The sequence below is a fragment of the Parvimonas micra genome, from assembly GCF_021300775.1.
GTDB lineage: Bacteria > Bacillota > Clostridia > Tissierellales > Peptoniphilaceae > Parvimonas.
On record NZ_JAJTJP010000001.1, the window covers coordinates 272,750 to 299,292 of the forward strand.

Consider the following 26,543-nt stretch of genomic DNA (forward strand, 5'->3'; position numbering starts at 1 on the left):
ATTATATGTCAAACGAATTTAATGAAACAATGAGAATTGAAATACCAAGTGATAAAAAAAGTGTTAAAGAAATAATAAAAATTGTTTATTCAGCACTTGAAAATAAGGGATATAATCCTAAAGATCAAATAATAGGATATATTCTTTCAGGAGATCCTACTTATATAACTAGTTATAATAATGCTAGAGGCTTAATTAGACAAGTAAGTAGAGATGAAATTCTTGAAGAGTTTCTAGAAAATTATATAAAAGATTAAAAGTTTCCCGGCAATAATCTTGCCGGGGCTTTTACATAAGGAAAAAGAGGTATTTATGAATAGATATATGGCTTTAGATGTAGGTGATAGAACAATAGGGGTAGCAATAAGTGATCCTTTATTCATCATGGCTCAAGGACATAGTACAATATTTAGAGAAACACTAGAAAAAGATCTAGACTCATTAAAAGAAATAATTACAAAAGAAAATATAATTAAGATTATAATTGGTCTTCCTAAAAATATGAATAATTCTATAGGTCCACAAGGCGAAAAAGTTTTAACTTTTGTTAATGATTTGAAAAATTTTTTATTGGAAAATAAATTAGATATAGAGATAATTATGCAAGATGAAAGACTTACAACAGTAAGTGCTGAAAGAATTTTAATAGAAGGAAATATGAGCAGAAAAAAAAGAAAACAAGTAATTGACAAAGTAGCTGCTACATATATTCTACAATCTTACTTAGATAGAAAATAGGAGTGACATAGTGGAACGTTTTGAAGCTTATGATGAGAATGGAAAAAAGATAATTTTTGAATTAGTTGAAACTTTTGGTATGAATGATAGTGAATACGCAGTTTTAAATTCAGAAGATGATGTAAACACATATATTTTAAAAATAATATATGATAAAGATGGAAATATAAATTTAGAAGGAATAGATGATGAAGAACTTTCTGATGCAATAGAAGTTTATGAGGAGTTAAAGTCAGAAAAAGAATAAAATAAAAAGGAGAATTGTTATGGATGTTAAAGATATGAAAAAGTTGTTAGTAGAAAACAACTATAAGATTACAAAACAAAGAGAAATTGTTTTTAATGTCTTAAACGAAAATAAAGGTAATCATTTAAGTCCAGAAGAACTACATGAAATCGCAAGTAAATACGATAAAGATTTAGGTATAGCAACTGTTTATCGTACGCTTGTAATTTTTGATAAGATGAATTTAGTTCATAAATTGGATTTTGATGATAAAAGATATAGATATGAAATTATAAGAGATGATGACAAACATCAACACCACCACCTAATTTGTAAGAATTGTGGAAAAATTATAGAAGTTGAAGAAGACTATCTAGATACTTTAGAAGAAATTATTGAAGATAAATATAAATTTAAAGTTTCAAACCACGATTTAAAATTCTATGGAAGTTGCTCAGATTGTTTAAATCTTGAAAAAAAATAGGAGATTATTGTTGTGCAAAAAAATAAAAAGAAAACTTTAAAGATGATACCTTTAGGTGGAGTTGGTGAAATAGGTAAGAATATGTCTATTTTGGAATATGATGATGAAATTATCATTTTAGATTGTGGTATGACATTTCCAGATGATGATATGCCAGGGATAGATATTGTAATTCCAGATATTACCTATTTAATGAAAAATATAGACAGGGTTAAAGCACTTTTTTTGACACATGGTCATGAAGATCATATAGGTTCTGTTCCATATATACTAAAAAAAATAAATGTACCAGTTTATGGAACTAAGTTAACTTTAGGTTTAGTTGAAAGCAAATTACAAGAACATAATTTGAGCAAAGAAAATTTGCATTTAGTAAATGCAGGAGAAACAATTAAAACTAAACATTTTTCTGTTGAATTTATAAGAGCTTGTCATAGTATTCCAGATAGTGTTAGTTTTGGGATAAAGACACCGGTTGGAAATATTCTTTTCACTGGAGATTTTAAAATTGACTATACACCTATTGATGGTGATAAAATGGATTTGCATCGTATTGCTCAATGGGGAATGGATGGCGTAATGCTTTTATGTGCTGATAGTACAAATGTAGAAAGACCAGGTTATACAATGAGTGAAAGTTCAGTAGGAGATACTTTTGTTGAACTTTTCAGCAAAGCTCAAGGTAGAATTATTGTTGCAACATTTGCGTCAAATTTACATCGTGTTCAACAGATCATAAAGGCTGCTGAAAAATTTAATAGAAAAGTTGCAATTTCAGGTCGTTCTATGGTTAATGTTATTAAAGTAGCTACTGAATTAAATAAATTAGAAATAGAAGAAGGTACTTTAATAGATTTGAATAATATTAATAAATATGATGAATCTAAAATTGTACTTTTAATGACAGGTAGTCAAGGCGAACCTATGAGTGCTTTAAATAGAATGGCTTATGGAGAACATAAAAAGCTAGTATTAACAGAAAATGACACTGTAATTATTTCTGCATCACCGATACCTGGAAATGAAAAAATATTTTTTGGTCTTGTTAATCGTCTTGTTGAAATGGGAGTTAAAGTTATTCATTCTTCACTAGCAGAAGTCCATGTATCTGGCCATGCTTGTCAAGAAGAATTAAAATTAATTCATACATTAGTAAAACCTAAGTATTTTATACCTGTTCATGGAGAATCAAGACATTTAAAAAGACATGCAAAATTAGCGGTTGAGATGGGAATGCCAAAAGAGAATATTTTTATAGGACGCAACGGTACAGTTTTTGAATTTAACTATAAACAAGAAGGTTTTATATCTGGAACTGTTGAATCTGGGAACATATTAGTAGATGGCCTTGGTGTTGGAGATGTTGGTAGTGCTGTTTTAAGAGATAGAAAACATCTTTCTGAAGATGGAATTATCATTGTAATGGTTGTACTTGAGAAATCTAGTAAAGAAATAATATCTGGACCTGAAATTGTTTCAAGAGGATTTATTTATGTAAAAGAAAATCTAGATCTAGTTTCTGAAATGAGAAAAGTTGTAGAAAATACTTTATTAATGTGTAAAGAAGATTCAATAACAGATATTGGAACTATGAGATATAATATTAGAAAAGATTTGAATTCATATATTTATCATGAAATAAAAAGAGGACCAATGATTATTCCAATAATTACTGAACTATAGGAGGGATTATGAATATTTATAATAGTATTTTAACTTTTTCGAATGATTTTAAAAATTGTGATGAAGTTAAAGAATTTAAGCGTTTAAAGAAAAAAATAGATGAAAATGCTGAAAATAAAAAGATTATAGATGATTTTCATAAGAAATTATATGATTATCAAATTGCAAAACAAAATGGTGAAGATGTTAGTGATAGAGAAAAGCAACTTAATGATTTAAATGTAATTTTGATGAGTAATTCTGAAATATCAGAATTTATGGCTGCAGAGGTAAGAATCTCCACTATAATGAATGATATAGTTAAAATGTTGGAAGATACAATTTCAGAATAATGGAAATAGTAGCAAATTATGTTTCTGAATATATCAGAAGTTTAGAACAAAGTAAAGAACCAGTTTTAATTGAAATAGAAGAATTCGCAATAAAAAATAAGGTTCCAATAATAGAGGTTGAAGTAGCAAGATTTTTAGAATTTCTTGTAATGTTAAAGAAACCTAAAAGAATCTTAGAGATTGGAACAGCAATTGGATATTCTTCAATTATAATGAATAGGGCTTATCCTGATTCTAATATAACAACAATTGAAATTGATGAAAAAAATTTTTTAAAAGCAAAAGAATTTATAAAAAAAGCTGGTTGTGAAAAAAATATAGATATTATATATGCTGATGCAAATGATGCTCTTGATTTTATAACAGATAAATATGATATGATATTTATGGATGCTGCAAAAGGACAATATATGAGTTTTTTTGAAAAATCAATAGAAAGATTAAATCAGGGAGGAATATTGATTTCTGATAATATTTTATTTAGAGGTCTTGTTGCAAAAGAAAAAAATAATATAAGAAGAAAAAATACGATAGTTAGAAGGTTAAAAGAATTTTTAAAAATTATAACTAATAGTGATGAATTTAGTACTACTATTATTCCAATAGATGATGGAATGGCTATATGTTATAAAAAATAGGTTAAATATTTAATGGGAATCCTCTTTTTGGATTCCTATTTAATAGTTAAAGGAGAAAATATAAATGAAAGATGTTGAATTATTAGCCCCCGCAGGGGATATTGAAAAATTAAAAATGGCAATTATATATGGGGCGGATGCAGTTTATTTAGCTGGAGAATCATTTGGTTTGAGAAAAGCATCCAAAAATTTTACTGTTGAACAATTAAAGGAAGCAACAGATTTTGTCCATGAAAATGGGAAAAAAATATACATTACTATGAATATTATTCCTCATAATGATGACTTAGTAGGATTGGAAGAATATGTAAAATCACTAGTAGATATTGGTGTAGATGCATTAATTGTTGCTGATGCAGGGATATATACTGCAGTTCGTTCTGTAAGTAAAGATATTGAAGTCCATATGAGTACACAAGCGAGTGTTACAAATTATAGAACAGTAAAATTTTGGCATGATTTAGGAATTAAAAGAATTGTAATGGCAAGAGAATTATCTTTAGAAGAAATAAATTTAATTCATAAAGAAGTGCCTGAAGTTGACATTGAAGCATTTGTTCACGGAGCTATGTGTATTTCATATTCAGGAAGATGCTTATTGAGCAACTATATGTGTGGTAGGGATGCAAATAAGGGAGATTGTGCCCATGCTTGTAGATGGAAATATAACTTGGTTGAGGAGAGAAGACCAGGAGAATACTATCCAATAGAAGAAACTGAACAAGGAACTTTTATTTATAATAGTAAAGATTTATGTATGTTAGATTCTCTTGAAGATGTAATTAATGCAGGAATTCATAGCTTAAAAATTGAGGGAAGAGTTAAGACTCAATATTATGTAGCTACTGTTATAAGAAGTTATAGACTTGCACTAGATGCAATTAAAAATGGAACTTATACAAAAGAAATGTCAGAAAGACTACTTCTTGAGATAAAAAAAGCTAGTCATAGAGATTTTACAAAAGGATTCTACTATAAAAAGCCGGATGAAAATGACCAACTTTATAATTCAAGTTCATATATAAGAACCTATGATTTTGTTGGACTTGTTTTAGATTATGATAAAGAAACAAAAATAGCAACAATAGAACAGAGAAATAGAATTTTTGTTGGAGACGAAGTTGAATTTTTTGGTCCTAGAGATGGTTTTGAAACATTTAAAATAGAAAAAATGTATGATGATAAAGGCGAAGAAATAGATGTTGCTCCAAGAGCAAAACAAATTATAAAAATGCCTTTACCATTTGAAGTAAAACCTTGGGATATAATGAGAAAGCAATTATCTGATGAATAAATTAAGGAGAAATTTATGATTGAACTAAAAAGAATTCAAAGAGATGAATTAAGACGATTATATGATATAGAATATTCAAGTAAAACACCTAAATGGAAAGAATATGATGCTCCATATTTTGATGATTTTGAATTTAAAACTTATGATGAATTTATTCTATCAGGCGAAATAGAATTCTTCTTGGGAGAAAGAGTAAAAGGAGTTTATTTTAACGATATTCTAGTAGGAATAGTTTCAAAATATTGGGAGAGCGAAAAAACTAGATGGCTTGAAATAGGAATTGTAATTTTTGATGAACATTTTTGGAGTAAAGGAATTGGATCTAAGGCACTTTCATTATGGATAGATGAAATTTTTAATACCGAAGAAAATTTAGAGCATATAGGTCTAACAACTTGGAGCGGAAATATCGGAATGATGAAATGTAGCTTGAAAATTGGGATGACACTCGAAGGAAGAATTAGAAAAGTTAGATACCATAATAATAAATTTTATGATTCAATGAAGTATGGAATTTTAAAAGATGAGTGGGCAAAACAAGTAAAGAATTAATAATAATTGTAAATTTATAATATACGATAACATAAAAATTCGATGATAACCGGTAAAATTTTTTAAAAATAGTTTACTTTTGTTGCGTTTTATGTTATACTTATCAAGTACTGTTGCTATGTTTATGGAAACTCCGACCTTTACATTGCTACGGTGAATTATATTTTAGGAGGTAGTTACAATGATAACTAAAGAAGACAAATTAAGAATTATTGACGAATTTAAAAGAAGCGAAGGAGATACAGGTTCTCCAGAAGTTCAAATTGCATTATTAAGTTTCAGAATTAAATACTTAACTGAACACTTAAAAGAACATAAAAAAGACCATGCTACAAGAAGAGGTTTATTCAAATTAATCGGACAAAGAAAAGGTCTTTTAAAATATCTTAGTAATGTTGATATCGAAAGATACCGTGAATTAACTAGTAAATTACAAATAAGAGGATAATTATTAAAGGGCGATTTATTCGCTCTTTATTTTTAGAAGACCATAGGAGGATTAAATGGTTAGAGAATTTATATATGACTTAAGTGGAAGAGAACTTAAAGTAACAATAGGAAAGGTTGCAGAACAAGCAAACGGATCTTGTCTTGTACAATGTGGAGAAACTGTTGTATTAGTAAATGCTTGTGCCTCTAAAGAACCTAGAGAAGGAGTTGACTTTTTTCCATTAAGTTGTGATTTTGAAGAAAAACTTTATTCTGTTGGTAAAATACCAGGTGGATTTATTAAAAGAGAAGGACGTCCAAGTGAAAAATCAATATTGACATCTAGATTAATAGATAGACCACTTCGTCCGCTTTTTCCAGAAGGATATAGAAATGATGTTCAAGTTATAGCAACAGCATTGTCAGTTGAACAAGATAATCAACCAGATATACTTGCAATGATAGGTTCTTCTATTGCTCTTACAATATCAGATATTCCTTTTAACGGACCTACAGGATCTGTTAATGTTGGATATGTTGATGGTGAATATGTAATCAATCCAACAATTGCTCAAAGAGAAAAATCAAAACTTAATATTACTGTTTCTGGTACAAAAGAAGCAATAATGATGGTTGAAGCAGGGGCTGATATTTTAAGTGAAGAAGAAGTTTTAAATGCTATACTTTTTGCTCATGAAGAAATTAAATCAATTTGTAATTTTATAGAATCAATTAGAGAAGAAGTTGGTAAAGAAAAATCTGAAGTTATATTAAAACAAAGAAATGAAGAATTATTTAACTCAATAATTGAATTCGGTAAGGAACAAATTATTTCTGCTCTTAGAACTACAAATAAAATGGAAAGAGAAGAAAAGTTAGATAAAATTACAAAAGAAATCTTCGAAAAATTCTTACCTGATTATGAAGATAAAAAGGGAGAAATAAATGCAGCTATCGAATCAGTAATAGTTGATGAAGTTAGAAGATTAATAATTGAAGATGGAATTAGACCGGATGATAGAGAACTTGATGAAGTTAGAAAGATTTCTTGTGAAAGAGGATTACTACCAAGAACTCATGGTTCAGGATTATTTACAAGAGGACAAACTCAAGTTTTAACTTTAACTACTTTAGGAGCTCCAGGAGAAGTTCAAGTTTTAGATGGAGTTATTGATGAAGATGATAAGAGATATATGCATCAATATAATTTCCCTCCATTTAGTGTTGGTGATGTAAGACCACTAAGAAGTCCAGGAAGACGTGAAATAGGACATGGTGCACTAGCTGAAAGAGCATTAATCCCAGTTCTTCCAACCGAAGAGGAATTCCCATACACAATGAGATTAGTTTCTGAAGTATTATCTTCAAATGGTTCAAGTTCACAAGCGAGTATTTGTGGTTCTACACTTTCATTATTAGATGCTGGTGTTCCAATTAAGGATTCTGTTGCAGGTATTGCAATGGGACTTATTAAAGATGAAAAAACAAATAAAATTGCTATTCTAACAGATATTCAAGGTTTAGAAGATCATTTTGGAGATATGGACTTTAAAGTTGCAGGTACTAAAGATGGTATCACAGCTTTACAAATGGATATAAAAATTGATGGTATTAGTAGAGAAATTTTAGCGACTGCTTTAGAAAAAGCTAAAAAAGCTAGACTTCATATTTTATCAATTATGAATGAATGTATTGCAACTCCAAATGAAGAAATGTCAAAATATGCACCAAAGATATTTACTATGCAAATTTTACCTGAAAAAATTAGAGAAGTAATTGGACCTGGTGGAAAAGTAATCAATAAAATTATTGATGAAACAGGAGTAAAAATAGATACTTTTGATGATGGACGTATTGCAATAACTGCTGACTCTAAAGAAAATGGAGAAAGAGCTAAAGAAATGATTAACGAAATTGTTAAAGAAATAGAAGTAGGAGAAATTTACAATGGTGTAATCACTACAATTACTAACTTTGGAGCATTCGTTGAATTAATCAAAGGAAAAGAAGGTTTACTTCATATTTCAAATATGACTCATGAAAGACTTGATAAAGTTGAAAACTTATTTAAAGTTGGAGATGTAGTTGAAGTTAAAGTAATAGAAATTGACAATCAAGGAAAAATTAAGTTGTCAAGAAAAGCATTACTTGAAAAACCAAAAAAAGAAGAAAAATAAATAACATTAATAGGTCAATATTCTAACTAAATTAGGATTGACCTTTTTTGTTAGTGTTTTATAATAGGAGGAATGGAATATGGGAAAAATAGTTTATAGTGCATTACAGCCATCAGGACAACTAACAATAGGAAATTATTTGGGTTCAATTAAGAATTTCAAGAGCTTACAAGATCAATATGAATGTTTCTTTAATGTTGCGGATTTACATTCTATTACAGTTCCTCAAGAGCCAAAATTATTAAGAGAAAGAACGTTAGACTTAATGGCGATATTTTTAGCTTCAGGATTAGAACCTGAAAAATCAACACTCTTTGTTCAATCACATGTTCCTCAACATGCAGAATTATCTTGGGTATTAAGTTGTATGAGTTATATGGGACAGCTTAGTAGAATGACTCAATTTAAAGAAAAATCTCAAAAATCAGAAGAAAATTTAAATGTGGGTTTATTTACTTATCCCGTATTAATGGCTGCTGATATTTTACTATATCAAACAGATTTAGTTCCTGTTGGTATTGATCAAAAGCAACATTTAGAACTTGCAAGAGATTTAGCAGAAAGATTTAACAATAAATATTCTGATACTTTTGTTATTCCAGATGGAATAATTGGGAAAGAGACAGGTAAAATTATGAGTCTTAAAAATCCTGAAAAAAAGATGAGTAAATCTGATGAAGATGTAAATTCATTTATATTACTACTTGATGATGAAGAAACTATAAAGAGAAAAATTAGAAAATCTGTTACAGATAGTTTAGGACATTTTGATTATAATGATGACCAAAAGGGATTAAAAAATTTAATTAATATGTATATTGGTTTTAGTGGACAAGCTAGTGATGAGATTGTAGCAAAATATAAAAACGAAAATTATTCAGTATTTAAAGAAGATTTAGGTCAACTAATTGCAGATAGTTTGAAACCTATAAGAGAAAAACATAAAGAATTTATTTCTGATAAAGCATATCTTGAAAAAGTTATGAAAGAAGGTGCAGAAAAAGCATCTTACTTTGCAAATAAAACACTTAGGAAAGTTTATAAAAAAGTTGGATTTTTACCAAGATAAAAAATAAGACAGAAAATTTTAATTTTCTGTCTTTTTCTTTTAATTATTTATAATCTTCAACAATCATTTTTGCAAGTTCGTGTGGATTTCCACATCCTGTTGTTATAATTGTATCTTTATCTTTAAATGTTTCAAAAATATAATCTCTTGCTTCTTCAAATGTTTTTAAGTATATTGAATTAACACCGTTATTATTTAATTTTTCAACTAAATCTATAGAATGAATAGTTGGATCAAATTTCTCTCTTGCTGCATAAATTTCAGTAACAATAACTTCATCACAATCATCAAAACATTTTGCAAAATCATTTAATAAAGTTTTTGTTCTTGAATAAGTATGAGGTTGGAAAATACATACAAGTCTACCTTCTTTATGTTCAGCTATTGAGCTTAAACAACTTTTAATTTCTCTAGGGTGATGTCCATAATCAGTTAGAATGGTAGCTTTTTTATTATTTCCAATCACTCCATAAACTTCCATCCTTCTGTGTAAATTTTTATACTTAGATATTGCTTCTTTGATATATTCTACATCAATACCTGTTTCATAAGTAGCTATTATTGCTGCTGCAGCATTATAAATATTATGTCTTCCAATAATATTTAAACAAAAATGATGTTTACCAAATTTTTCGTTTTCAATATCAAAACAAGGATGACCAACTCTATCAAAACTAATATTTGTAATTTTATAAGTAGCATCCTCATTATTTACACCAAAAGTAATAGTTTCTCCTTTTATATGTTCTAGGAGAGGAATGCAGTTTGGATCGTCAATATTTATAATTGCTTTTGAATTCTCATCAAGATTTTTCATATAGCCTATGAAAGTATCTACAATATGATCAAGATTTTTGTAAAAATCTAAATGATCTTCATCAATATTTAATATGATTGCCATACTTGGATAATAATGTAAAATATTTGCTTTGAATTCGCAAGCTTCTGTTACAAGGTAATCTTCATTTCCACATAGTACATTACCATCAATTTCATCTAAATTTCCACCAATTAAAATAGTTGGTTGGAAAGGTGAATTAATTAGTATTTTAGAAATCATACTAGTTGTTGAACTTTTTCCATGAGAACCTGAAATTGCTATAGAATGAGTGTAATTTCTCATCAAGGCTCCTAAAAATTGTCCTCTTGTTACACAAGGGACTCCAATTGTTTTTGCTTTAACTAATTCTTCATTATCTGGTAATATTGCATCTGTATATATAATTAAATCAGGATTTTCAATATTTTCCTTTTTTTGTCCAATAAAGATCTTTGCACCATTTTCTTCTAATATTTGAATTTCTTTAGAAGTGTTTCTATCACTACCAGAGATATTATAACCTTTTTTTAAAAGTAGTTTTGCAATTCCACTCATACTTATTCCACCAATACCGATGAAATGTATATTTTTAATACTCTTATCATCAAAATTAAACTTAAACATATTAACTCCATTCAAAATAATATAATTAATGTAATTATATCATAAAAATATTATATATGCCAATTTTTTTAAAAATCGATGATACTTACTTTAAAAAATTTAATAACATTTATATAACATAAAATGAGATTTTTCATTATTTTGATTTAGACATTATATATAAAAATATGTTATAATATCTATGTATGTACTTTATAATACATTTTGGTAATAAATTTTATTATAATTTTGGAGAATAAAATGAAAAAAATACTTTTAATAGATGGATCAAGCCTTATTTTTAGGGCTTTTTATGCAATAAAAAATTTAACAACAAAAGATGGTGTTTTTGTAAATGGAGTTTATGGATTTTTAAACATGTACTATAAAGCACTAGAGTTAACAAATCCAACACATGTTTTTGTAGCTTTTGATAAAGGTTCAAAAACATTTAGACATACAGAATATTCTGATTATAAGGGAACTCGTGATAAAGCTCCTAATGAAATAACTTATCAATTTGGAATTTTAAAGGATTTGCTTTCTTCTATGAATGTAAATTATTTAGAACTTGATGAATATGAAGCAGATGATATATTAGGAACTATTGCTAAATTGGCTCAAAAAGAAGGTTTCGAAGTAGATATTTTTACAGGAGATAGAGACTATTTACAATTAGTAGATGATAATATTTTTGTGTATTTAACAAAGAAGGGCATAAGTGAAATTAAGCTTATGGATAATAATGCTATTTTTGAAGATTTTGGAATTTCTCCTAAGCAATTAATTGATGTTAAAGCACTTCAAGGGGATAGTTCTGATAATATTCCAGGTGTTAAAGGTGTAGGGGAGAAAACAGCTTTAAAGTTGATCCAAGAATACGGAAATCTTGAAAACTTATATAAAAATTTAGGAAAATTAAAAGGAAAATTAAAAGAAAATCTTGAAAATGAAAAGGATAAAGCATATTTAAGTAGATACCTAGGAGAGATATATTTAAATGTTCCTATAGATAAAAATATTGAAGATTTTGAATTAAAAGATGTTAATCTAAATGAATATATTGAAAAATTAGAAAATTTAGAATTTAAAAGCATAATAAATAAGTTCTTTAAAGACGTAAAGAAAGATAATTCAAATAGTATAAATCATATAATAGATTCAGAAGTTATTAATTTTTCAGAAATTTTTGATAAAATAAAGAATGATAAATCAATAGCAGTTAAATTTTTCTCAGATAAAGAATATATATATAGAGAAAAGTTTTATATAGGAGTTTATTCCGATTACAATAAGAAGTCATATATTTGTAAAGAATTTAATTTGGAAGATTTTGAAAGACTTTGTAATTCTGATATCAAAATAGTAGGATATGATATAAAGGAAGAATTATTTTTCTTATTAAAAAACAATTTTGAAGTTAATAACTATGAAGATGTTATGATTTTAGAATATTTAGTAGATTCTAATAAAGGAAATTATGATATAACTAAAGTTAGTGAAGAGTTACTTCATTTAGAAATCATAGATTTAAAAGAAAGATTTGGTAAGGGTAAAAATAAAAAGACATTTTTTGATTTGGATGAAGATATTATAGTAAAATATATTTCACAGTATGTTTTTGCTATTTCTGAATTATACAGTATTTTTGTTCAAAAAGTAAAAGAAAATAATTTGTATTCATTATACGAAAATGTTGAAAAACCTCTTGTTAAAATTCTTGCAGATATGGAAAAAACTGGAGTGAAAGTTGATAAGAATAAAATATTGGAATTAAATGAAGAATATTCAAAACTTGCAGATGAATATGAACAAAGAGTATATGAACTTGCTGGAGAAGTATTTAATTTAAATTCTCCTAAACAATTAGGTGTTATTTTATTTGATAAAATGAAATTACCAGTAGTAAAAAAGACTAAAACTGGGTATTCAACAGATGTTGAAGTTTTAGAAAAATTATCAGAGGATTATGAAATAGCAGAATATATATTAAAATATAGATCTTTAAATAAATTAATCTCAACTTATTTAGTTGGAATTTTGGATTATATTATGGAAGATGATAGAGTTAGGACATCTTATAAGCAGATGATAACTGCAACAGGTAGACTAAGTTCTGTTGATCCAAATTTACAAAATATTCCAGTAAGAACTCAAGAAGGAAAAAATATTAGAAAAGTATTTGTTGCAGACAAAAATAAAGTTTTTATAGATGCTGACTATTCTCAAATAGAACTTAGAGTTTTAGCACATTTATCTAAAGATTTAGTTATGATTGATTCATTTAAAAATGATTTAGATATACATTATAAAACTGCTAGTGAAGTATTTGGAGTTCCTATTGAAGAAGTTACAGATAATCAAAGACGTAGTGCGAAAGCAGTAAATTTTGGAATTGTATATGGAATTAGTGATTATGGTCTTTCTAAAGATTTAAATATTACTAGAAATGAAGCAAGACAATATATTGACGGATATTTAAATACTTATCCAAATATAAAGAATTATATGGAAGAAATAGTTAAAATAGCAAAAAAAGATGGTTATGTAACAACTATATTGGGCAGAAAAAGATATATTCCTGAAATAAAATCAAAGAATTTTAACATTAGAAGTTTTGGTGAAAGGATTGCTTTAAATACTCCAATACAAGGAAGTGCAGCAGATATTATAAAGCTTGCAATGATTAAAGTTTATAAACGATTGAAGGAAGAAAAAGTAAATGCAAAATTAATTTTACAAATTCATGATGAATTAATAATAGAATGTGATGAAAAAGAAAAAGATATTGTTAAGAATATTTTAAAAGAATCGATGGAAAATGTATATAAATTAGATTTACCATTAAAAGTTGATGTTTTTGAAGGGAGGAATTGGTTTGAGTCGAAATAAAAAGTATATTATAATTACGGGACAAATTGCTAGTGGTAAAAGTAGTATATCAGAACTTATTAAAAAGAGAAATAAAAATTATTTAGTATTAGATGCAGATGATCAAATAAAAGAATTATATAAAAGAGGTGCTGAACTTTATAAAGTTTTAGTAAATGAATTTGGAGATAGTATTTTAAATGAAAAAGGAAATATTTCTAAAGCTAAACTAAGAAGAACAGTATTTTTAAATGATGAAAATAGAGAAAAATTAAATGAACTAACTCACCCTGTAATTTTAAAAAATATGGTTAGTCTTGCAAAAGAATCTGAAGCAGATGTTGTGTTTTTACAAATTCCTCTATTAAACGAATCAATAAATATACTAAAAAAATTGGTTAATATTGATGAAATATGGAATATTACTGCAAGTGATGAAGTGAGATTCAATAGGCTAATGAGTAGAAAGGGAATGACAGAAGAAATTGCTCATAGAATTATGGAAATTCAATCTGATTTCGAAAGTGATGATTTTGATATTTTATCTATCGAAAATAATGGAGATTACGAAGAATTAAATAATAAACTTAATTTACTTTTTGATAACAGCTGTATTAAAGAAGAAAAGAAAATTGGATTTTTTGGTAGGTTTAAGAAAAATAAAAAAGAAGAAATTGAGGAACTTAATGAAGAATCTGAAGATACATCTGAAGAAGAAAGTGATGTTAGAAAAATATCAGAAGATGAAATTATTACTGAAGAAAAGGTAGAAGAAAATACTGAGGAATCATTAGTTGAAAATGAAAACAATTCTGAAAGATTATTACAAACTATTTTTACAAATGAACAAAAAACAGAAAATATTGATCTAAAAGAAATTGAAGAAAAGGATTTAGAAAAAACAAAATTGACAGACTTAAGTCCTTTACGCGAAGATAAAATAGAAAAAATTGAAAATGATATAAAAAATTCTGTTGAAGAAACTTTAGATGAAGAAATTAATGAAGATAATGGAAAAAAGAAGAAAAAAATGAAGATTTGGAAAAAAATATTACTTTCTATTGTAAGCTTTTTAATAATTATTAACGCTCTATTTTTAGGAGCTATATATTATGGTGGAGTAAATTATCCTGTAAATTATTTAGAAGAAATTCAAAAATATTCAAATGAGTATGGAGTTGATCCTAAAGTAGTTTTAGCTATTATGAGAGTTGAAAGTAATTTTAAAACTGATGCAACAAGTAAAGTAAATGCGAAAGGATTGATGCAAGTTTTACCAGATACTGCTAAGCATGTAGCTAAGTTGTTAAATATTGATGCAAACTCTATAGATTTAAATGACGCTGAAACAAATATTAAAATAGGGACTTATTATATTAAGTATCTAATGCAAAATTTTAGTAATATGGATACAGTTTATGCTGCATATAATGGTGGAATAGGTAATGTAAATACTTGGTTAAAAGATTCAAAATATTCAAGTGATGGAGTTAGTCTATATAATATTCCATCATCAGAAACAAAACATTATGTTAATAAAGTTAATAAAGCACTAAAAGCTTATGAAATTTTATATGGTAAAGAATTTCCAACTAAGAAGACTAAAGGTTTTTCAAAGTTTGTTGAAAATGTTAAAAATACCATAAGATATATTTTGAGTAGTTTTTAAGATTAAATTATTATAAAAACAACGAAATTTAATTTCGTTGTTTTTTTATTGCTAAGTATAACATAATATAAAAAGTTTTTAAAATGTAAAAAAAAATATATTATTGGGTATAATATTATAAAAGGTCAAAGTAGGTCAGGGGGTGTTCTTTTGGCAGGTATTAGTGATATTATAGAAAAATTTCTTAAAGAAATGCTAGAAAATTCAGAAAATGGAATTATTGAGATAGGTAGAAATGACCTTGCAAGTAAATTTTCTTGTGCTCCTTCTCAAATTAATTATGTTTTAACAACTAGATTTTCTTCAACAAATGGTTACTATATAGAAAGCCATCGTGGAGGAAGTGGTTATATTAAAATTTCTACTCTTTCAAATGAGGATGTATTTTTTAATTCTATAATTGAGTATTTAGAAAATAATGAAATTACATTCAATGAAGGAAAAAGAATAATTGATAGAATATTTGAATTAGGTTATATATCAAAAAGAGAAAGACTTATTATTTTACATGCTATTAGTGATAATTCACTTTTTGTTGATAATAAAATAAAAGATAATTTAAGAGCAAATGTATTGCTTAATGTTGTGTATTCTTTCGGGAGGAAAAATGAGTAAAAAGATTATTACAATTGGTTATGAAAAAGAAATTCCAGAAGATGAATACAATAATTTATTTAATTCATTAAAAACTACAGATGATATTAATATTTTGTTAGAGTTTAAAGATCAAATTATTAATTCTAATATAAAATGTAAAAAATGCAAAACTTCGGTAAAAGATATTTTATATACAAATATGACAGTATGTCCTTGCTGTTTTGAAACTATATATAAAATTATAGAAAAAGAGAAATTAAAACCATCACTTATATATTCAAATTTTTTAAATAGAATATTAAATAATGATTTTAAAAAATATAAGGGGAAAGTCCCTGAGTATACTAAAGATTTTTATGATAATAGTATTAAAATATCAGACTTAAAAAGAGAACTAGAGTATTGTATAGAGATTGAAGATTTTTTAAAATGTAATGTATTAAAGAATGCAATTGAAGAATTAGAAAAGAAAAATCTTAAACTAAGGAGGGAAATTAATGAGTAGTTTCTTAGGAAAAATTTCTGAAAAGTATGTCTCTCTTTCGAGTCAAGTTGACGTATATAGAAATATTAAAGGATATAAATTTAATTATATGCTTTCATATGAAGATGAAATTAGTCTTTATAATAAAATTTGCTCTTCGTTTTATAAGCTGTATTATAGTGATAGATTTTATTTTGAAAAAATAGATAGTAGAAAAAAGATTCTTAAATATTATAATAAGGGATTATTCTTGGATTCTAATGATATTTTTAGAGAGAATTCATATATAGCATCAAGAGATGATGGATTTGTTTATATGAATATAAATATTAAAGAGCATTTACGACTAACTGGAAAACTACCAGGCGTTAATTATTTTAGATGTGGACATTTTGCATATGGACTTGAGGCTGATTTGGATGAAAAAATAAAATTTTCATTTAATACTAATTTTGGCTATATTTTTGAAGATTTAAATTTAGTAGGGAATGGTTTAAAAATGACGGGAGTTTTGCATATACCTTCATTAAGGTATTATAAAACTACTGATTTTTTAGAAAAAAAACTGGCCAGTTTAGGTATTAAAATTTATTCTCTATTAAGTATTGGATTATGTGAAGATTTTTATATTGTTGAATTTTGTAATGAAAATTCTGAAGAATTTTCAGCTATTCGAAAAATGGATAAGTATATAACAGAAATAGTAAATTTAGAAATAGATAATCGTAGAAAATTATTAGGTATAAAAACTGAATATTTTAGAGATAAATTTGAAAAATATAGAAGTATATTAATGAATAGAGAAAATGTAACTCCATATATAGTTACAAAATATATTTCTCTTTGTATTTTGTTACAAAGTTTAGAACTTATAGTAGAATATGATTTAAAACTTCTATATGAAAGTCTTATGACAGTTAGAAGTTCTGTCTTTTTAAATGAAGAAGAACAAAATGAAGAACTTTTAAAAGTGATTTTAAAATTGATATAGGTAGGTGATTTTATGTATGAAAATGTAATAAGAAGTGTTGATGAATTCATTAGATATGCAGTAAATGAAGCTTTTTATTTAAAAAACGATTATATAGGTACTGAGCATATTCTACTTGCGTTTTTAAAAATAAATAGTAGAGAGACGGAAAGTCTTATTTCTGCTGGAGCAAATTATAATTATTTAAAAAGCTACATATTGGAAAAAAGGGGAGTAGGTAATTTTTCTAATGTTGCTAGCAAATTATCAAAGAATGCAAAAAAAGTGGTAGATAATGCAGTAAATATTGCAATGGAATCAGATAATGTTCAAGTTTTACCTTGTCATCTTTTGATTTCTTTAATGGAGTTAAAATCATCTCTTGCATACAAAATGTTAATTGATTCTAATATAAGTCCTGAAAGTATTTCTTTAGATATTAAAGAAAAAATAAATTTTGAGAATACTTCAAATGTTTCTACAGAAATAACAACAGAAACTTTAGAAAAATATACTGTTAATCTCAACGAAAGAGCGAAAAGCGGAAAAATTGATCAAGTGATAGGTAGAGACAAGGAGATAGATAGAATTTTACAAATTTTACTAAGAAGAACAAAAAATAATCCTATCCTTATTGGTGAAGCAGGAGTTGGAAAAACTGCAATTGTAGAGGGACTTGCTCTTAGAATTGTTGAATCTAAAGTTCCTGAATTTTTAGAAAATAAAATAGTATATAGTTTAGATTTACCAGCTATGCTTGCCGGAAGTAAGTATAGAGGTGATTTTGAAAAAAGAGTTAAAGATACTTTAAATGAAATTATAAAAAATAAAAATGTAATTATATTCATTGATGAATTCCATAATATTGTTGGTACTGGTGGAAGTGAAGGATCTATTGACGCTGCTAATATACTAAAACCATTTTTAGCAAGAGGAGAAATTCAACTTATTGGTGCGACTACAATAGACGAATATAGAAAACATATTGAAAAAGATTCAGCTCTTGAAAGAAGATTACAACCAATTGAGGTCTTAGAGCCAACAGTAAGTCAGACGATGAATATCTTGTATGGTCTTAAAGATAAGTATGAAAATCACCATGGGATAGTTATAACAGATGAAGCTATCAAAGCTGCGGCAGAATTATCTCATAGATATTTAACAGACCGATTTTTACCGGATAAAGCTATTGATTTAATAGATGAGGCTGGTTCTATGTTAAGAATTAAATCATTTTTAAATACTGATGATATTTCATTACTAAAAGATGAAAATGAAGACTTAAAAAAATATATAAAAGAATATGTTGAAAGTCAAGAATTCTTAAAAGCGCAAGAATGTAAAAATAAATATGAAGAAAATTTAGAAGAAATAAAAAAACTAAAAGAAATTAAGAAAGATAAGAAAAATAATGAAAATTTAATTTTAAAATATGATGATATTGCAAAAATTATATCGGATTGGAGTAAAATCCCTGTTAATAGACTAACAGCTAAAGAGAGCCAAAAGTATTTGTCCTTATCAGATAATTTGAAAAATATTGTTATAGGACAAGGAACTGCTATTGATAGAGTAACGAATGCCATAAAAAGATCTAGAGCAGGTGTTTCGTTAGGTAGCAAACCAATTGGAAGTTTTATTTTTGTTGGAGCAACTGGAGTTGGTAAAACATATTTAGCAAAATCTTTAGCAAATCTTTTATTCGAATCTGAAGAAAATATGATTAGAATAGATATGAGTGAGTATATGGAAAAACATACAGTTTCAAAATTAGTAGGTTCTCCACCAGGATATGTTGGATATGGAGAAGGTGGATATTTAACTGAAGCCGTTAGAAGAAAACCATATAGTGTTGTATTATTTGATGAAATCGAAAAAGCTCATCCTGATGTATTTAATATGTTATTACAAATTCTTGATGATGGAAGACTTACAGATTCCCAAGGAAAAACTGTAAATTTTAAAAATACTGTTATTATAATGACGTCTAATGTTGGAGCTTCAGCAATTGAAAAGAAAAATTCATTAGGATTTTCAGCTAAGAAAAATGAAGAAGAAAAAGAATATGATAGAATGAAAGAAATTGTAAATTCTGAATTAAAAATAATGTTTAAGCCTGAATTTTTAAATAGAGTTGATGATATTATTGTATTTTCAAAATTGGATGAAAAAGATATACTAAAAATTACAGAATTATTACTTGAAAAGTTAAAGAAAAGATTAAAAAATATGGGTCTAAACATTGGATATAGCAATAAAATTGTAAAAAAATTGTCTGATATGGGATTTGATAAAGCTTACGGAGCTAGGCCGCTTGAAAGAATTATTAAGTCTGAGCTTGAAAATAAAATTGCAGATGAAATTTTAAAAAATCAGATTCTTAATGATGAAAAATTATTTTTAGATGTAAAAAAAGGAAATATAGTACTTGAAAAGGTAAAAGTTAAAACAAAATAAAATGTTTTAATATATTTTTTAAATAGAAGGTGTTTGTTTAAACATCTTCTATTTTTAAAATTATAAAATTATACTTGAAATAAATATTCAAATTTAGTATAATATATTTAATAAAGGGGAGTAGCTATTTTTGTTTAGTCGTCAGTACGGTTTATCCCGGCTAAACACCTAACTATTTCAATAGGAAGCAAGACCTTTGTTTAATTTTATTAAACAAGGTTTTTTTATGCAAAAAACCTTAACTTAAGGAGGAAAATTATGTATTGGTACAACAAAAGTGTTGATGAATGTATCAACGAACTTGGAAGTGATATAAAAAATGGACTTTCAAGCGAAAAAGCAAAAGAGCTTTTAGAAAAAAATGGAAGAAATGAATTGAAACAAAAGAATAAAAAATCACTTCTTTCAAAAATTATTGACCAATTTAAAGATCCGATGATTTTAATATTAATTGGTGCTTGTATAATGTCTGCTGTTGTAGGTGAAATAACAGATGCTTTTATAATTATTGCAATTGTAGTTGTAAATGCAATTCTTTCACTTAATCAAGAGGGAAAAGCAGAAAAATCAATTGAAGCTTTACAAAAAATGGCAAGTCCAATGGCTAAAGTTTATAGAAATGGAAAATTAATTCATATTCCATCTCCAGAACTTGTTGTTGGTGATATTGTTGAACTTGAAACTGGAGATATTATACCAGCAGATTTAAGATTGATAGAAAGTTTTATTTTAAAAATTGATGAATCTTCATTAACAGGAGAATCTGTACCGGTAGAAAAATTTGCTGATAAAATTTATGATGGAGAAATTGAAATTGGTGATAGAGAAAATATGGCTTATTCATCAACTATTATCTCATATGGTAGAGGTCTTGGAGTAGTAGTTTCAACTGGTGAAAATACTGAAATTGGAAAGATTGCAACAACACTTGATTCTTTTGAAGATGAAGATACACCGCTTCAAAGAAAGCTTGCAGGTTTATCAAAATCATTAGGACTAATAACAGTGGGAGTTTGTATTGTTGTATTTATTGTAGGACTTTTATATAAACAACAATTTTTACTAATGCTTTTAACTGCAATATCTCTTGCTGTTGCTGCTGTACCTGAAGGTTTACCAGCTATAGTTACAATAGTACTATCTCTTGGTATGACAAAAATGGTTAAAAAGAATGCGATTGTAAAGAAACTATTAGCTGTTGAAACATTAGGAACAACTACAGTAATTTGTTCAGATAAAACAGGAACTCTTACTCAAAATGAAATGACAGTAAAAAAAGTTTATGTTGATAATTTAGTTTATGATGTAGAAGGAACAGGCTATGAACCTATTGGTGAAGTATCGTTAAATGGAGAAAATGTTAATGCTAAAGAAATAGACGATTTTATTTCGATTTCAACTATTTCAACATTAGTTAATGATGCAAAACTTATTAAAGATGAAAATAACTATAGAATAACTGGGGATCCCACTGAAGGTGCGTTACTTACACTTTCTGAAAAAGTTGGTATTTTAAAAGATAAATTAAATGATAATCATAAAAGGATTGCTGAAATACCTTTCGATTCAACTAGAAAGATGATGACAACATTTAATGAGAATATTTTTTCATCAAATGTTATTTCTGCTACAAAAGGTGCACCAGACATAGTAATAGATAATTGTAAATATATTTTAATAAATGGAAAAGTAGAAGAATTTACAAATGAATTAAAAGAAAAAGTTCTTTTACAAAATAGTGAATTTGCTAAACAAGCCCTTCGTGTATTAGCATTTGCATATAGAAAATTTGATTCTTTACCAGATGATAAAACTTCAGAAAACATTGAAAGAGATATGATTTTTGTTGGATTAATGGGAATGATTGATCCAGCTAGACCGGAAGCAAAAGAAGCAATTAAAGAATGTAAAAAAGCTGGTATTATTCCAATAATGATTACAGGAGATTATCTTGAAACTGCAGTTGCAATTGCTAAGGATTTAGGAATATTAGATGAAAATTCAAAAGCTATAATGGGTCGTGAGCTTAATAAGATGACTGAAGAAGAAATCTGTGAAGTAGTAAAAACTACAAGAGTATTTGCAAGAGTAAGTCCTGAGAATAAAGTACAAATTGTTAGTGCATTAAAGAAAAATGGTCATATAGCTGCTATGACAGGTGATGGAGTAAACGATGCACCAGCAATTAAAAGAGCAGATATTGGTGTTTCAATGGGAATTACTGGTACTGATGTTGCGAAAAATACTTCAGATGTAATCTTAACAGATGATAATTTTGCTACAATTGTTTCAGCAGTTCATGAAGGACGTATTATATATTCAAATATTAAAAAGTTCGTATCATTCTTATTATCTTGTAATGTTGGAGAAATATTAATAGTACTAATTTCTATTTTATTAAATATTCCAGTACCATTTATACCAATTCAACTACTTTGGTTAAACTTAGTTACAGATAGTTTTCCAGCTCTTGCACTAGGGGTTGAAAAAGGTGATGAAGATATTATGGAAGTTCCACCAAGAAATCCTAACGAACCAATTTTAGATAAAGAAATGATTTATAGTATTGTTTCTCAATCTATAGCTATAACAGTAGCTACACTAGGAGCATATTTCTATGGAATGCATCATTATCCTAATCATATCGAAGGTGCAAGAACAGTTGCATTCTTTACACTAATTACTGCGGAACTTTTAAGAAGTTATTCAGTTAGAAGTAGTAGATTTACTTTATTCCATATTGGTGTGTTTTCAAATAAAACATTAGTATATGGAACTGCCTTATCATTTGTAATGATGCTAATAGTTGTTTATGTACCTTTCCTACAACCATATTTTGATACGGTAACTTTAGGAATAAAAGAATTATCAGTAGCAATACCACTCGCTTTTGTTCCATTTATAGTAGCTGAAGTATCAAAAATAATAAAAAAGAAGTAAAATAAAAATAATAAATAATGCTAAGTCGAATTATATGCATAGATAATTCGACTTTTTTATTTGAATATAAATAAAATAATATTTATAATTTTAAGTGTAAAACGTTCATTATTATAAACATTATTAAAAAGTTTTAAAAATTATTGTGTTATATATTATTTATAAGGGTATTTTGTAATTAAAGTGTATATTTGATTTTAAACATGTATAATAAACTTTTTATATTAAAAGATATTGACATATTAATAAATAAATTGTATACTGAATAGAGGGAATAACGATTCCCTAAAAATTGTTTTGTTAATAAAAAGGAGGAATTTTTATGAAAACAGATGTGCAAATTGCTCAAGAAGCAAAAATGAAACCTATCAGAGAAGTAGCTGATTACTTAGGATTTCCGGAAGAAGCTATAGAGCTTTATGGAAATTATAAAGCAAAGTTAAATATACATGAATTGAAAGACTATAACGAAAGACCAAATGGAAAGTTAATTTTAGTTACTGCTATCACTCCAACTCCTGCAGGAGAAGGTAAGACAACAACTGTTGTAGGTCTTGGTGATGGTTTAAATAAAATTGGAAAAAGAACAGCTCTTGCACTTAGAGAACCTTCTTTAGGACCAGTTTTTGGTGTTAAAGGTGGTGCTGCAGGTGGTGGATATGCTCAAGTAGTTCCAATGGAAGATATTAACTTACATTTCACTGGAGATTTCAACGCTATAGGAGCTGCAAACAACTTATTAGCTGCAATGTTAGATAATCATATTAATCATGGAAATGAGTTAGATATTGATGCAAGAACAATTACTTTGAAAAGAGTTGTTGATATGAATGACAGACAACTTCGTTTCATAGTTGATGGATTAAATGGAAAATCTAATGGTGTTCCTAGAGAAGATGGATTTGAAATCGTAGTTGCATCAGAAGTAATGGCTATTTTATGTCTATCAAATGATTTAAGAGATTTAAAAGAAAAACTAGGAAAAATTATTGTTGCTTATAATAGAAAAGGCGAACCTGTAACTGCAAAAGACTTAAATGCTCAAGGCGCAATGGCAGCTTTACTAAAAGATGCTATTAAACCAAATCTTGTCCAAACATTAGAACATACTCCAGCATTTATTCATGGTGGACCATTTGCAAATATTGCACATGGATGTAATAGTATAATTGCTACAAAATTAGCTTTAAAATATGCAGATTATGTTGTAACAGAAGCTGGTTTCGGAGCTGACTTAGGAGCAGAAAAATTCCTTGATATTAAATGTAGATTTGCTGGTTTAAACCCAAATGCAGTTGTAGTAGTTGCTACTGTAAGAGCATTAAAAATGCATGGTGGACTTGCTAAGACTGAACTTGGTAATGAAGATTTAGTAGCATTAGAAAAAGGTCTTCCAAACTTATTAAAACATGTTGAAAATATGCAAAATCTATTTGGTATTCCTTGTGTTGTTGCTATTAACAAATTCCCATTAGATACTGAAGCAGAATTAAAATTAATAGAAGATAAATGTAAAGAATTAGGTGTTAATGTTGTACTTTCAGATGTTTGGGCAAAAGGTGGAGAAGGTGCTGTTGATTTAGCAAATGAAGTTGTAAGACTTGCTGAAAATAGTAAACCTATTAACCAAATTTATGATATAGAAGATTCACTAGAAGAAAAATTAAATAAAATTGTTCAAAAAGTTTATGGTGGTTTAGGAGTAACATTCTCTCCAGGAGTTAAAAAGAAAATTAAAACTATTGAAGAATTAGGATATAAAAATGTTCCAATATGTATGGCTAAAACTCAATATTCTTTCTCAGATGATAAGAATAAGGTAGGTAGACCAGAAGGATTTAAAGTAAATATTAAAGATATTAAGATTGCTGCAGGAGCAGGTTTTGCTGTTGCTTACAGTGGAGATATTATGACAATGCCTGGATTACCAAAAGTACCAGCTGCTAATAATATTGATATTACAGATGATGGAAAAATAGTTGGATTATTCTAGTTAATAGGAGGAATTTATGGAACAAAAAATGTGTGATAAAACCATAAATTTATTTATACAAGAATTATCAGATAAACAACCTGTACCAGGGGGCGGAGGAGCTTCTGCCCTTGTTGGCGCTTTAGGAGTAGCACTTCTAAATATGGATGCAATTTATACAACTGGTAATGAAAAATTTAAAGATGTTGAAGAAGAAATTTTGGAACAAATTAAGAAATACAATGAATTAATTGTTTCATTAAAAGAACTTGTTCAAGGAGATGCAGATGCATTTTATCCACTATCTCAATGTTACAAGATGCCAAGAACAACTGATGAAGAAAAAAGATTAAAAAGAGAAGCTTTAGAGGTTAATCTTTATAATGCTGCTATGATTCCATTACAAATTATGGAAAAATCTTATGAGGCACTTTGTTTAGTTGATAGACTAATAAGAATTGGAAATCAAAATCTTATTGGAGATGTTGCAACTGGAGCTGTATTCTTAGAATCTGCGCTTAAAGGTGCAAGTTTAAGTGTATTCGCAAATACTTCTTCAATGAAAAATGAAGAAAATATTAAAACTATAAATGAAAAATCCATGAAACTATTAAAAGATGGAACTGAACTTGCTAATAAAGCTTTTGAAGAAATTTTTAATGGATTTTTAAAATAAGGAGATTGTTATGACAACAATAATGAAAGGTAAGGATGTAGCTATAGCTTTAAAAGAAAAAATTAAAGCTGGAGTTGCTGAATTAAAAGAAAAAGGAAAAATTACAACTTGTGGTTTTATTAGAGTTGGAGATAGAAGCGACTCAATTGGATATGAAAAAGCAGCAATTAAAGTATTATCATCTTTAGGAATTGAATGTGTGCAATTTCATTTTCCAGAAGATATTTCTGAAGCTGATTTTATTGCTGAACTTGAAAAAATTGGTAACGATGATAATGTTGATGGTTTCTTACTATTAAGACCATTACCATCACATATTGATGATGATTTAGTTGGTATGAAAATTAATCCTAAAAAGGATATTGATGGAGTTAGCCCATACAATATTGGGGAAGTTTTTTATCCTAAAGAAGATAGTTTTATTCCTTGTACAGCTGCTGCAGTAATTAAAATGTTAGAATTTTATGATTTAGATTTATCTGGAAAAAATGCAGTGGTTCTTGGACGTAGTAATGTTATTGGAAAACCAGTTGCCATGTTATTATTAGCAAAAAATGCTACAGTTACTGTATGTCATAGTAGAACTCAAAATTTAAAAGAAGTATGTAAAAATGCAGATGTTCTTGTTTCAGCTATTGGTAAAGCTCATTTTGTTACAAAAGACTTTGTTAAAGAAGGTGCAATTGTTGTTGATGTTGGAACAAATTATGACGAAAACGGAAAGGTAACAGGAGATGTTCATTTTGATGAAGTTTCTGAAATTGCTAGTTATATAAATCCTGTACCTGGTGGTATTGGATCAATTACAACATCAGTTTTAGCTGAAAAATGTTTAATTGCTGCTAGAAAAAAGGTAAAATAA

The 26,543-nt window shown here is 27.3% G+C and carries 23 protein-coding genes; 22 read left to right on the plus strand and 1 reads right to left on the minus strand.

Annotated elements, in window-relative coordinates; translation table 11 throughout:
- The first annotated feature begins 5 nt into the window (after window positions 1-5).
- The 12 genes from LW893_RS01455 (at window position 6) to trpS (ending at window position 9,622) form a co-directional block, all read left to right on the plus strand.
- Window positions 6-257, plus strand: a complete 252-nt coding sequence (locus LW893_RS01455) for an IreB family regulatory phosphoprotein (RefSeq protein ID WP_233055450.1) — start codon at window positions 6-8, stop codon at window positions 255-257.
- A 55-nt stretch (window positions 258-312) separates the two neighbouring features.
- The gene (ruvX, locus tag LW893_RS01460) at window positions 313-738 is read left to right on the plus strand and encodes a Holliday junction resolvase RuvX (RefSeq protein WP_233055451.1); all 426 of its coding nucleotides are present in this window, start codon (window positions 313-315) and stop codon (window positions 736-738) included.
- 10 nt (window positions 739-748) lie between these two features.
- Window positions 749-985 (plus strand): DUF1292 domain-containing protein, encoded by a 237-nt coding sequence (locus LW893_RS01465; RefSeq protein WP_233055452.1) that lies wholly within the window; start codon window positions 749-751, stop codon window positions 983-985.
- A gap of 19 nt (window positions 986-1,004) precedes the next feature.
- The gene (locus tag LW893_RS01470) at window positions 1,005-1,448 is read left to right on the plus strand and encodes a Fur family transcriptional regulator (RefSeq protein ID WP_233055453.1); all 444 of its coding nucleotides are present in this window, start codon (window positions 1,005-1,007) and stop codon (window positions 1,446-1,448) included.
- Window positions 1,449-1,490: 42 nt separating this feature from the next.
- Entirely contained in the window at window positions 1,491-3,131 is a 1,641-nt protein-coding gene (locus LW893_RS01475) for a ribonuclease J (protein WP_233055797.1), read from the plus strand.
- 8 nt (window positions 3,132-3,139) lie between these two features.
- Window positions 3,140-3,463, plus strand: a complete 324-nt coding sequence (locus LW893_RS01480) for a YlbF family regulator (RefSeq protein WP_233055454.1) — start codon at window positions 3,140-3,142, stop codon at window positions 3,461-3,463.
- A complete protein-coding gene (locus LW893_RS01485; RefSeq protein WP_233055455.1) occupies window positions 3,463-4,101 on the plus strand; it encodes an O-methyltransferase in 639 nt (212 codons plus the stop codon). The genes LW893_RS01480 and LW893_RS01485 overlap by 1 nt, the downstream gene beginning before the upstream one ends.
- Before the next feature lie 64 nt (window positions 4,102-4,165).
- A complete protein-coding gene (locus LW893_RS01490; RefSeq protein ID WP_233055456.1) occupies window positions 4,166-5,395 on the plus strand; it encodes a peptidase U32 family protein in 1,230 nt (409 codons plus the stop codon).
- 15 nt (window positions 5,396-5,410) lie between these two features.
- Entirely contained in the window at window positions 5,411-5,947 is a 537-nt protein-coding gene (locus LW893_RS01495; RefSeq protein ID WP_233055457.1) for a GNAT family N-acetyltransferase, read from the plus strand.
- A 181-nt stretch (window positions 5,948-6,128) separates the two neighbouring features.
- On the plus strand, window positions 6,129-6,395 hold the full coding sequence (gene rpsO, locus LW893_RS01500; RefSeq protein ID WP_004833566.1) for a 30S ribosomal protein S15: 267 nt from the start codon (window positions 6,129-6,131) through the stop codon (window positions 6,393-6,395).
- Window positions 6,396-6,450: 55 nt separating this feature from the next.
- Complete coding sequence (locus LW893_RS01505) at window positions 6,451-8,553, plus strand: polyribonucleotide nucleotidyltransferase (protein WP_233055458.1); 2,103 nt, start codon at window positions 6,451-6,453, stop codon at window positions 8,551-8,553.
- Between the two features lie 79 nt (window positions 8,554-8,632).
- A complete protein-coding gene (gene trpS / locus LW893_RS01510; protein WP_233055459.1) occupies window positions 8,633-9,622 on the plus strand; it encodes a tryptophan--tRNA ligase in 990 nt (329 codons plus the stop codon).
- 43 nt (window positions 9,623-9,665) lie between these two features.
- On the opposite strand, the gene murC is transcribed toward trpS, so the two are convergent.
- Entirely contained in the window at window positions 9,666-11,066 is a 1,401-nt protein-coding gene (gene murC, locus LW893_RS01515; RefSeq protein WP_233055460.1) for a UDP-N-acetylmuramate--L-alanine ligase, read from the minus strand.
- 240 nt (window positions 11,067-11,306) lie between these two features.
- Here murC and polA point away from each other — a divergent pair, with 240 nt between their 5' ends.
- The 10 genes from polA to LW893_RS01565 all read left to right on the plus strand — a co-directional run bounded on the left by polA (window position 11,307) and on the right by LW893_RS01565 (window position 26,543).
- On the plus strand, window positions 11,307-13,937 hold the full coding sequence (gene polA, locus LW893_RS01520; protein WP_233055461.1) for a DNA polymerase I: 2,631 nt from the start codon (window positions 11,307-11,309) through the stop codon (window positions 13,935-13,937).
- Window positions 13,924-15,585 (plus strand): dephospho-CoA kinase, encoded by a 1,662-nt coding sequence (coaE, locus tag LW893_RS01525; protein WP_233055462.1) that lies wholly within the window; start codon window positions 13,924-13,926, stop codon window positions 15,583-15,585. Before polA ends, coaE begins: the two co-directional genes overlap by 14 nt.
- Before the next feature lie 150 nt (window positions 15,586-15,735).
- Window positions 15,736-16,200 (plus strand): CtsR family transcriptional regulator, encoded by a 465-nt coding sequence (locus LW893_RS01530; RefSeq protein WP_233055463.1) that lies wholly within the window; start codon window positions 15,736-15,738, stop codon window positions 16,198-16,200.
- Window positions 16,193-16,687, plus strand: coding sequence for a hypothetical protein (locus LW893_RS01535; RefSeq protein ID WP_233055464.1), 495 nt, complete (start codon window positions 16,193-16,195; stop codon window positions 16,685-16,687). Before LW893_RS01530 ends, LW893_RS01535 begins: the two co-directional genes overlap by 8 nt.
- Window positions 16,680-17,657, plus strand: a complete 978-nt coding sequence (locus LW893_RS01540) for an ATP--guanido phosphotransferase (RefSeq protein ID WP_233055465.1) — start codon at window positions 16,680-16,682, stop codon at window positions 17,655-17,657. The genes LW893_RS01535 and LW893_RS01540 overlap by 8 nt, the downstream gene beginning before the upstream one ends.
- Window positions 17,658-17,669: 12 nt before the next feature.
- Window positions 17,670-20,093, plus strand: coding sequence for an ATP-dependent Clp protease ATP-binding subunit (locus tag LW893_RS01545; RefSeq protein WP_233055466.1), 2,424 nt, complete (start codon window positions 17,670-17,672; stop codon window positions 20,091-20,093).
- Between the two features lie 258 nt (window positions 20,094-20,351).
- Window positions 20,352-23,033, plus strand: coding sequence for a calcium-translocating P-type ATPase, PMCA-type (locus tag LW893_RS01550; protein ID WP_233055467.1), 2,682 nt, complete (start codon window positions 20,352-20,354; stop codon window positions 23,031-23,033).
- Between the two features lie 322 nt (window positions 23,034-23,355).
- Complete coding sequence (locus LW893_RS01555) at window positions 23,356-25,026, plus strand: formate--tetrahydrofolate ligase (protein ID WP_233055468.1); 1,671 nt, start codon at window positions 23,356-23,358, stop codon at window positions 25,024-25,026.
- A 16-nt stretch (window positions 25,027-25,042) separates the two neighbouring features.
- Entirely contained in the window at window positions 25,043-25,681 is a 639-nt protein-coding gene (locus LW893_RS01560; protein ID WP_233055469.1) for a cyclodeaminase/cyclohydrolase family protein, read from the plus strand.
- A 10-nt stretch (window positions 25,682-25,691) separates the two neighbouring features.
- A complete protein-coding gene (locus LW893_RS01565; RefSeq protein ID WP_233055470.1) occupies window positions 25,692-26,543 on the plus strand; it encodes a bifunctional 5,10-methylenetetrahydrofolate dehydrogenase/5,10-methenyltetrahydrofolate cyclohydrolase in 852 nt (283 codons plus the stop codon).